General features: G+C 73.9%; 8 protein-coding genes and 1 pseudogene. 3 read left to right on the top strand and 6 right to left on the bottom strand.

Going from position 1 to position 7,846, the window contains the following annotated elements; genetic code table 11:
* Window positions 1–659 (bottom strand): annotated as a pseudogene (locus DZF91_RS31725) (hypothetical protein); the annotation flags it as partial.
* Window positions 660–866: 207 nt separating this feature from the next.
* Entirely contained in the window at window positions 867–1,307 is a 441-nt protein-coding gene (locus tag DZF91_RS31720; RefSeq protein WP_117360747.1) for a hypothetical protein, read from the bottom strand.
* Window positions 1,308–1,530: 223 nt separating this feature from the next.
* Here DZF91_RS31720 and DZF91_RS31715 point away from each other — a divergent pair, with 223 nt between their 5' ends.
* Entirely contained in the window at window positions 1,531–2,031 is a 501-nt protein-coding gene (locus DZF91_RS31715; RefSeq protein ID WP_117360746.1) for a hypothetical protein, read from the top strand.
* Between the two features lie 17 nt (window positions 2,032–2,048).
* Complete coding sequence (locus tag DZF91_RS31710; protein ID WP_117360745.1) at window positions 2,049–2,972, top strand: aminoglycoside phosphotransferase family protein; 924 nt, start codon at window positions 2,049–2,051, stop codon at window positions 2,970–2,972.
* On the opposite strand, the gene DZF91_RS31705 is transcribed toward DZF91_RS31710, so the two are convergent.
* The 4 genes from DZF91_RS31705 to DZF91_RS31690 form a co-directional block, all read right to left on the bottom strand.
* Window positions 2,949–3,896, bottom strand: a complete 948-nt coding sequence (locus DZF91_RS31705) for a hypothetical protein (RefSeq protein ID WP_117360744.1) — start codon at window positions 3,894–3,896, stop codon at window positions 2,949–2,951. The genes DZF91_RS31710 and DZF91_RS31705 overlap by 24 nt on opposite strands.
* 100 nt (window positions 3,897–3,996) lie before the next feature.
* Window positions 3,997–4,749: an ABC transporter permease gene (locus tag DZF91_RS31700; protein ID WP_117360743.1), complete on the bottom strand. Its 753-nt coding sequence runs from the start codon at window positions 4,747–4,749 to the stop codon at window positions 3,997–3,999.
* The gene (locus tag DZF91_RS31695; protein ID WP_147341483.1) at window positions 4,746–6,398 is read right to left on the bottom strand and encodes a DUF1349 domain-containing protein; all 1,653 of its coding nucleotides are present in this window, start codon (window positions 6,396–6,398) and stop codon (window positions 4,746–4,748) included. Before DZF91_RS31695 ends, DZF91_RS31700 begins: the two co-directional genes overlap by 4 nt.
* Window positions 6,395–7,321 carry an ABC transporter ATP-binding protein gene (locus tag DZF91_RS31690; protein ID WP_117360741.1) on the bottom strand — a complete coding sequence of 309 codons (927 nt, stop codon included), beginning with the start codon at window positions 7,319–7,321 and terminating at the stop codon, window positions 6,395–6,397. Before DZF91_RS31690 ends, DZF91_RS31695 begins: the two co-directional genes overlap by 4 nt.
* 134 nt (window positions 7,322–7,455) lie before the next feature.
* Here DZF91_RS31690 and DZF91_RS31685 point away from each other — a divergent pair.
* Window positions 7,456–7,846, top strand: a 391-nt coding sequence (locus tag DZF91_RS31685) for a hypothetical protein (protein ID WP_199487032.1), incomplete at its 3' end; no start/stop codon positions are given.

Raw genomic sequence — 7,846 nt, 5'->3', positions numbered from 1 at the left:
GCGAGGTTGACCGCGCCGTCCCCGCCGACGCGTCCTGTCGCGGCGCCGCCGGGGAGGCCGGGCTGGTCGGAGCCCGAGATGGGCTGCCCGCCCGCGCCGCCCGCACCGCCGTTGCCGCCGGAGGCGCCGCCGCCTCCGGCGCCGGGGGTGCCCGGACTGTTGCCATTGGTGCCCGTCTGGCCTCCCGCGCCGCCTTCGCCTCCCGTCGTCGCGGTGAAGTTGCCCGCGCCACCGCCACCGCCTCCGGCGATGATGAGCGGCTCCAGGGCGGTGCTGACCGTGGTCGCGCCGCCCCCGCCGCCCCCGACGGTGCCGTTGCCGGGACGGCGGTCCTCCCGGAAGGCGCCGGGCTGGCCGCCTCCGCCGTACCCTCCTTGCGCGGACGTGGGCGGGTCGATGCTCCCGCCGGTGCCGGCGCCTCCGACGTCGATCGTCAGCACCTCCCCGGGTTGGACCGGGACGGTCGCGTGGACGGCGCCGCCCAGGCCGCCGGGGGATCCGTAGAAGGCGTTGCCGCCGGCGGCCCCGAAGGCGTCCACTGTCAGCGCGCACACTCCCTCGGGCACCGTGAACTGCTGCGGGGCTCCGGTGTAGGTGAACGTCTGGGTGGTCTGCTGTGCGTGCGCGTCCGCCGGCGCGAGGGCCAGCGACGCGGTCATCGTGGCTCCCACAGCGAGGGAGAGCCACCGAGAGTTAAGGATGATCACATACAGCAACATAAAGCTGATCAAGTCAGGTCCCGGCAGGCCCCCGGCAATGATCTCGCCATACTGCGGCGCGCTCGTTCGCCCCGGAGCGCGCTGGACGGGAGGAGAACCCTCGGACCGCCGGCGGACGGCAGGGGACGCCGCCCGCCATCGGGAAGGCTAGAGCTCGAAGTCCTCGGCGAGTTCGTCCCAGGCGACGTCGGCTATCGCCCTCGCGACGAAGTCGGCGACGGGAGCGGCCAGGTCGTCCTGGAACCACACGATCTCCAGCCATGAGCGGTAGAGGACGTCGTCGAGGTTCTCGTCGACGCGCTCGGACACGAACGAGCCCCGGCAGTACAGGCGGGGCAGTTCCTCGACGGGACCGAACGGGAGGCGTCGGCCCGATCCGCGGTCCGGGTACCGGCGCTCCGGTGCGATCAGGTGGACCGGGCTGGTCTGGAAGGGCGTCGGGGTGGGCTTGGCCAGGCTCTCCAGCAGGCTGTCGTTGACCCGCGCGCACGGGTACCCCTCCAGCATTCCGTCGTAGGTCGGGGAGATGTCCAGGTGGTCCAGGACGACCTGGCGGCCGGAGTTGAGGGTGATCGTCGCGAGCGGCATGGGCTGATTGTGGGGGGTCGGCTCCTTTATGTCGCGCGGTTTTCGGGAAGCGAAGCGCCTCGTCCGCGGTGGGGAGGCCGGCTCCGGCGGCAGGCCGTGGGCGGCGAGGTCAGAGGAGAGGACCGGCAGGCCCGGGAGTGGGCTGAGCCCTGTCGTCCAAAGGGATTGATCATCCTGGTCCGCTTGGCGGAGGATGCGCGTGGCGGTGTCGAGAGGAGGACGGGTGGACGACACGGAGCTGCGCGCGGAGCTGGAGCGGGTGCTGGGGGAGCTGTCCGAGGAGGAGAGCATCCCGGAGCCTGACCTCCAGGCGTATCTGCGGCGGATGCACCTGCATCTGCGGGCGGCCTGGCTGCTGGTCGCGGACGGACGGTACGACGACGCGGTCGAGGCGGCCGAGGCGGGGAACCGGGCGCGGAGCGCGGCGATGGCGGCGTCCACGGGACCCGGGTACGGCGGGGCGGTCTCGTGGGAGGCGTGCGAGGTCGAGGCGGTGACGTGGCTCGCGCGCGGCAAGTGGCGGCGCGCCGAGAAGGCCGCGCGGCGGGCGCTCCAGGACTTCGACGAGCAGGTCGACAACTACCGCCTGCTCGAACTCGCGCTCCAGGCGCAGGGGAAGCTCCACCCGGACCGGGTCTGGAAGGAGTCCGACGACCCGGCCCGCGACCTCGCCGAGTTCGACGCCCGCCGGTACGCGCTGAGGAAACTCGAACCTGGCATCTGAGCGGTAGCGTCCACAGCATGATCACGGGGACGCTGGCCAGGAACGTCGTCGAGGTGTGGGGCGAGGACGGCGAGCGGTGGCTCAGGGAGCTGCCCGGCCTCCTCGCCTCCGTCGCCCGCGCGTGGGACCTCGCGGTGGACGAGCCGTACGAGCTGTCCTACCACTACGTGACGCGTGTGACCTGCGCGGACGGCACACCCGCCGTCCTCAAGCTCGGTCTGCCGCACGCGGAGTCGCTGGCCGGGGAGGTCCCGGCGCTCCACGCGTTCGACGGGCGCGGCGCGGTGCGCGTGCTGCGCGCCGACCTGGCGCGGGGCGCGCTGCTGCTCGAACGGGCCGTGCCCGGCACGCGGCTGCGCGACCTCGTTCCCGGGCGGGACGAGGAGGCCACGTCCGCGCTGGCCGGCGTCATGCGGCGGCTGCACGTCCCGCCGCCGGACGGCTGCCCGCTCCCGGACGCGATCGCCCAGGTCGCGGCGTTCGACGACTACGCGGCGAGGCTCGGCGAGAACGGGCCGCTGCCGCTCGACTTCGTCGTGCGGGCGGGCGGGCTCATGCGCGAGCTGTGCGCGGACGCGCCCGGTCGCGTCGTCCTGCACGGGGACCTGCACCACGACAACGTCCTCGGCGGGACGCGCGAACCGTGGCTCGCCATCGATCCGCACGGCCTCGTCGGCGACCCCGCGTACGACACCGGCGCCTTCCTCTACGACCCGGAGCCGGACGACCGGGACGAAGCGCTCACCGCACTCGTCCCGGCCCGCGTCGAGCAGGTCGCCGACGAACTCGGCGTCCCCCTGGACCGCGTGGTCGCCTGGGGGTTCGTCAAGGCCGTCATGTCCGACGTGTGGACGGCCGAGGACTGGAACCCCGGCGACACCTGGTCCCCGCTCAGCCGCGCCTACGACGTCGCCCGCCTACTCCGCCCGCGCCTGTCCTGAACCGGTCGAGGCCAGGCCCGGAGGAGCGGACGGAAGCACCTCCGCCCCGACGTCCTCGGCCAGCTTCGCCGCCGTGGCCTCGACGTCCCCGCCGTGGAGGGCCAGGTGGACGGTGCCGAGCGCGTCGTGCAGGACGACGTGCAGGGCCGTGCCCTTGTCGGGGGCGAGGTAGATGTCCTCCAGCCAGGTGCGGTCCCCGAGGTTGCGCATGACCACGGCCTCCCAGTACTGGTCCCCGATCCACCAGAGGACGTCGTCGGTGTCGTCCAGGGAGGTCCTGAGCCAGGTCACCGGCCTCGGAACGGCCCGCTCCGGCACCCCGGCGCGGACGGTGACCCAGTGCTCCTTCCCTTTCACCGGACGCGCCGGACGCAGCAGCTCGTCCAACTCGCGCACCGAGCGGTCCTCACGCATGACGACCGGCGGTTTCTCGAGCTCCGCCGCGACCGTCGCCGCGTACTCGGCGAAATGCCGGACCTCCTCGTCCTCGTGGTCGAGTGCGCGTCGCAGCAGTTCACGCGTCTCGTCCTCCGGACGCGCGCCGCCCGCCGCCATCAGCAGCGCGACCAGGGCCTGCGGCGCGTCGGCGAAGGTGTCCGCGAGCTGCGCGCGGAGCATCTGCTCGCTCCACGCCGGCATGTGCTCGCCGATCGCCGACCGGATCGCGACCGCGCGCTCGGCCGTGCCCGCCCGCACGAGCAGCGCGCGGACCCCGGCCTCGTCGCACTCCGCCTCGATCAGGAGGTCGTCGCCCGCCTTCCACACGGTCGCGAGCGTCTCGCCGCCGAACCCGCCCGTCCCGTATTCCTCGAACGCCAGGCCCGTCGCGGACCCGATCGCGGCGAGGAGCGCGGCGTCCACCCCGTCATCGAGCCGGATGACCAGGGCGCACCGGTACCGGCCGCCTTCCACGGTCTGAAACATCGTTCTTCCACCTTCGGGAGCCTGAAAAGCCGCCAGGGTAGTGACGCGGTGCGGGCCCCGCAGGAAGATCATCCAGAAGCTCGGCGCGGTGCGCGGGAAGCTACGCGTCGCGGGAGCGGAACAGCAGGGCGGCGATCAGTGCGGCGCCGGCGGCGTAGGCCGCCAGGACGGCGAGACCCTGCCAGGGGGACAGCGGCAGCGCCGAGAGGTTCTTGGTCGCCTGCACCGACAGTCCGGCCTTCATCGGCGCGTACTTCTCCAGCCGCCGCTTCCAGTGGTCGGACGACACCAGCCGCGTCAGGATCGGCACCGCGTACAGGACGCCCAGCACCGTGATGATCGCGCCGCCCGAGTCGCGCAGCACCGTCGCCGTCCCGAGGCTCAGCAGCGCGACGAAGCCGAGGTAGAGGACGGTCCCGGCGGCGGCGCGCAGGGTCGGGCCGTCCGTGAGGGCGGGCGCGGCGACCCCGTTCGACGCCAGGACGGCCCGTCCGACCAGCAGCGAGGCGACGGTTCCGACCGTCCCGGCGGCGAGCGCGACGCACCAGACCACCGCGGACTTCGCCAGCAGCACGCGCAGCCGCCAGGGCATCGCCACCAGCGTCGGGACGATCGTGCGCGTCCCGTACTCGGCCCCCACCGCCAGGCAGGCGAGGACGACCATGGTCGCCTGCCCGTACTGGACGCCGCCCAGCACCAGCTTCGGCAGGTCCTGCGGACCGTCCGACGCGCGCGTCCCCGCCGTGACGAGCGCGCCGACCAGCACGGTCAGCGCGCACGTCGCGGACAGGAGCCGCGCCGTGCTGGGCAGCGTCCACAGCTTCGTCCACTCGGCGCGCAGTTCGCGCCTCACGCGTCCCTCCGGCGCAGCAGCCACCACGCGAGCAGCATCGCGACCAGCACGTACAGGAACGGCACGGCCAGCCCCGCCCACGGCGAGAACGGGTAGCAGCCGTCCTCGGGCAGGCACATGTCCGCCGTGAACGCGTAGTGCGGCTGGCTCTGCTGGACGGCGAACCCCGCCGCCGGGGTCACGCTCAGCAGGAACCGCGACGCTCCGAGCGGCAGCGCGGAAGCCAGGATCTGCGGGACCAGCACGATCAGCAGCACCACCGCGATCGCCGCCGCGCTGTGCCGGAACACCGCCCCGAACGCCATCGCGAGGACGGCCACCAGCGCGACCAGCAGCGCCGACCCGGCGATCGCCCGCAGCGCCTCGGGATCCGACAGGCTCCAACTCGGGAACCCCGGCGGCCTGAACCCCGACGACCGGAGCCTCGACTGCGCGATCGGGAACGCCACCGCCAGCGCGACCGCCGACACGGCGAACACCGTCACGCCGAGCACCAGCGCCTTCGCCACCAGCATCCCGCCGCGTCGCGGAAGCACCGTGAACGTCGTCCGGACGAGCCCGTGCCGGAACTCGGACGTCATGGACAGCGCCCCCACCGCCACCACCACGAGCATTCCGACGAGCGCGCCCTGCAAGCCCTTCTGCACCAGGTCCATGCCGCGCTGCTCAGGGGCGATCTCGCCCGATCCGGTCACCGTGATCGTCCCGCCGGAGACCGACGAGCCGTCCTTCACCAAGGGCGTGCGGGGCGGCGCGCCGGGCGGGTCGAATTCGGGAAGGGGCTCGCCGACGGTCGTGCCCGTCCAGCCACCGGGTTCCGCTCCGGTGACGGTCACGTTGTCGAAGGTCCCGATGGCGTGCGCCGGGGCGTCCAGGATGCTCAGCGACCCGAATCTCCGGGACATCTCCGTGTGCGGGGGAGACGCCGCGAACACCCCGACCCGCGCGTTCGCCGGGATCCCGCGCACCGTCACGCCGCCCGCCGTCTTCCACGACGTCCCGTCGGACGACACGTACGCCGTGAACCGCGATCCCGACCGCGTCAGCCGCAGCCACGTGCCGTCCGCCGACACGGCCTTGTCGTGCGTGAAGTCGTTCTGCAGCCGTATGCCGTGCCCGCGCGTGGACAGCAACGCCACATAGGACGCGCCGGGCCTCAACCCGCTCTTCACCATGATCCCGGCCGTCGCCCACGGCACCGACTTGGATCCGGCCTCGCCTTCCACCAGGCTCTTCAGCGACGCCAGGTGCGCCGTGATCGTCCCGTCCCCGCGCATCTCCTGGTGGACGAACCGGAACGCGTCCCGCACCACCTTGCCGTCCGGGCCCTTCGGCGGAGGGGCCTCCGGGCCGCCCGCGTGCTGCACGCTCCCGCCGGACGCGCCGAGCAGCGACACGACGACCATCGCGACCGCCGCCGCGAGCAGCGTCAGCGTCCAGCGGCGGACCGTTCGGATCTTCGTCCACTCGGCCCTGATCTGCCGGAACAGCATCGTGCCCGGCCGTGTCCGCTCGGCACCCGCCCTCGTCCGCCCGGCACTCGCCCTCGTCCGCCCGGCGTTCGCGTCGGTCCGTGCGGCGTTCGACTCCGTTCCCTCGGTGCCCACGTTCGTTCCACCAGCGCTCGCGTTCGTTCCGTCGGCGGTCATGACCGGCCTCCTCCCGGCGCGGCCTCGAACTCGGCGGCGTCGCGCGTCAGTTCCATGTACGCCTCCTCCAGCGTCGCGCGATGCGCGCTGACCTCGGCGAACGGCACCCTCGACGCGCCCAGCGCCGCCACTGCCGCCTCCGCGTCCAGGCCCGTCACGGTCAGCGCGTCCGCGCCGACGGACGCGACCGTCCCGCCCGCGCGGCTCAGCACGGCCATGGCGTCGGCGGGCGCGGACGTGCGCAGCGCGACCCGGCCGCCGGACGCCGCCGCCAGCAGCTCCGGGACGCTCGCGTCCGCGATGATCCGGCCCCGGCCGATCACGACGAGGCGGTCCGCGGTGCCTTCGAGCTCGCCCATCAGGTGGCTCGACACCAGGACCGTCCGGCCCTCGGCGGCGAGCGACCGCAGCAGCCCCCGGATCCACACGATGCCCTCCGGGTCCAGGCCGTTGACCGGCTCGTCCAGCATCAGGACGCGCGGGTCGCCGAGCAGCGCCGCCGCGATGCCGAGCCGCTGCCGCATCCCGAGCGAGTACCCGCCGGCGCGCCGCTTCGCCGCGCCGCCCGCGAGCCCCACCTGCTCCAGCACCTCGTCCAGGCGGCGCGCGGGGAGTCCGGCGGCGTGCGCAATCCAGCGCAGGTGGTCGCGTCCGCGCCGCCCGGGGTGGACGGCGGCCGCGTCCAGCATCGCGCCGACCGCCCGCAGCGGATCGCGCAGCGACCGGTAGGGGCGGCCTCCGACGAGCGCGTGCCCGCCGTCCGCCGCGTCCAGGCCGAGGACGATCCGCATCGTCGTGGACTTGCCCGCGCCGTTCGGCCCGACGAACCCGGTCACCAGGCCGGGCCGCACGGTGAACGACACTCCGTCCAGTGCGCTGACCTGCCCGTACCGCTTGCGCAGGCCGTCGACTTCTATTTCCATGCTCACCGACGCTAGGCGGGGCCGCGGGCGCGGCGCGTCCCTCGTGTGAGCGGTCTTCGGCGTCCCCGGCGCGAGCGGCGCGTCCCTCACACGAGCGATGGCGGGACGTCCGAAACCCCGGGAAGATGTCCAGCGTGTGGGGACGTGTCGGACTCGGGGTGCCGCTGGCGGTGGCGGCCGTCGCGCAGTTCACCGGCAAGGGCACGGACGCCAACGCCCTGCTGTACGGGCTGCTCCTGTGCCTCTTCACGACGTTGCCGCTGGTCATCCCGCACATCGGCCTCGCCGCCGTCGCCGTGGCCGGGGCCTGCCTCACCTCGCTCACCGCGTCCGGGAGCCTCACCGCCGGTGGTTGCGCCGCGCTCCTCATCGCCCTCTACCTGCTCGGACGCGCCGGAACCCACGTCCTCGCCGCCGTCCTCATCGCGCCGTTCGCCGTGCTCGCGCTGCTGCCGCATCCCGGCCTCGCCACCCGCGCCGCGGCCGTCCTCGCGCCCGTCGCCGCCGGGGCCGGGGCCGTGCGGT

This window comes from Actinomadura logoneensis (assembly GCF_003428695.1).
Taxonomy (GTDB): Bacteria; Actinomycetota; Actinomycetes; order Streptosporangiales; family Streptosporangiaceae; genus Spirillospora; species Spirillospora logoneensis.
This window is presented reverse-complemented; position numbering and strand designations above follow the sequence as displayed.

Bases quoted from the DNA above. Each gene is read 5' to 3' on its own strand.
- DZF91_RS31695 (WP_147341483.1), bottom strand. From the start codon at position 6,398: ATGACCGCCGACGGAACGAACGCGAGCGCTGGTGGAACGAACGTGGGC.
- DZF91_RS31705 (WP_117360744.1), bottom strand. From the start codon at position 3,896: ATGTTTCAGACCGTGGAAGGCGGCCGGTACCGGTGCGCCCTGGTCATC.
- DZF91_RS31690 (WP_117360741.1), bottom strand. From the start codon at position 7,321: ATGGAAATAGAAGTCGACGGCCTGCGCAAGCGGTACGGGCAGGTCAGC.
- DZF91_RS31720 (WP_117360747.1), bottom strand. From the start codon at position 1,307: ATGCCGCTCGCGACGATCACCCTCAACTCCGGCCGCCAGGTCGTCCTG.
- DZF91_RS31710 (WP_117360745.1), top strand. From the start codon at position 2,049: ATGATCACGGGGACGCTGGCCAGGAACGTCGTCGAGGTGTGGGGCGAG.